Source organism: Limnospira sp. PMC 289.06, from assembly GCF_032350395.1.
GTDB classification, from domain to species: Bacteria; Cyanobacteriota; Cyanobacteriia; order Cyanobacteriales; family Microcoleaceae; genus Limnospira; species Limnospira platensis.
Window position 1 is genome coordinate 1 of the sequence record NZ_JARPLC010000338.1, and the last position, 1146, is coordinate 1146.

Here is a 1146-nt window from a genome sequence, read left to right on the forward strand (position 1 = left end):
TTACGCCAACCATCATCATCAATATCATCTCTGTTGATTGGGAGATGGGGTGATTGCTTTTTATCTTCTAACTGTTTTTTACCAACTATCTGAACTAACTAATTTTTCAAAAACTCAAATAATATGTCTAACTTTTTATTGTTTAAATCTAGTTTAGACTCAATTATTTTATTGCCTATCAATGAATCAATGCCCAAATAAACAATAACAGTGATCAATAACAGAACCTCTAGTATTATTATACTCATTGCATTAATCTCCAAAAATAAAGGGTAAACCATTTAATCCTCTCCCAGGGTTCAAATATTGAGTAAAAATTACTATATGGTGGTGATTCAATTATTTGATATTCATTTAGCCAAATAGTTTCACGTTTAACCATCATATTCTGCTTCACATCATTGTATGTGTAAAATTTTAACCATCCTGCCATTTTCAAATAAATAGAAACCTGGTCTGCATCAAATAATATCCTCACAAATTTACTACCTGATATATCTGGCAATTGTTTACTTCCGTGTGGGGTATCATCCTCTTTGATAAAGTATTGGTTGTAAGCTAAAAACCAATTAGTTTCAGATATATCATATTTGTTAGACATTATCTCACCTGCTTGATTACATTATCGTTATCCGTGTCACACCATAAATCACCTACACTTAAACCTGTAGGGCTTGTCGGTAAATTACTGATATTAACATTTGTAGATGCTGTTGATTTACTTAGTGCCTCTAATTTTGGGGATAATTATTGAATCCCTGCCACTAATAAAGGAACTAATGTTTCATAAAGAATCGTCAGATAATCTATGTTTTTGTCGTCAACTTCAGGGCTATATGTGTGGTCATCTTTAACCAATTAAACTGCATCAGGATAAGACTGTTGAACCTCTTGTGCGATTAAACCTATTTTTGTTTATTGTGTAGAAAATCCATGGCTGCCAACTCATTATATTGAAATTCAATTACATTTAATTTTTTAAGTAAATTTAAGCCATTAATACTCTGAGCACAAACTGTTTTAAGTCTAATATACGAAGAACCTTTAACATAATCTCCACTATCGTTAATCAAAGATACGTTTGTGTGTTCTACTCTAAATCTAGTATGTACTCCAGATGATGAAAGAGTTGAGCTCTTTATAAAT

General features: G+C 31.2%; 2 protein-coding genes and 1 pseudogene. All 3 read right to left on the reverse strand.

Annotated features, from left to right (window positions below; genetic code table 11):
- Positions 1–244: 244 nt before the first annotated feature.
- Positions 245–601 (reverse strand): hypothetical protein, encoded by a 357-nt coding sequence (locus tag P5674_RS24990; protein WP_006615909.1) that lies wholly within the window; start codon positions 599–601, stop codon positions 245–247.
- Positions 602–858: 257 nt separating this feature from the next.
- Positions 859–909: a hypothetical protein gene (locus tag P5674_RS26790; protein ID WP_434057615.1), complete on the reverse strand. Its 51-nt coding sequence runs from the start codon at positions 907–909 to the stop codon at positions 859–861.
- Positions 906–1146: pseudogene (locus P5674_RS24995) on the reverse strand (hypothetical protein); the annotation flags it as partial. The pseudogene P5674_RS24995 and the gene P5674_RS26790, both read right to left, overlap by 4 nt.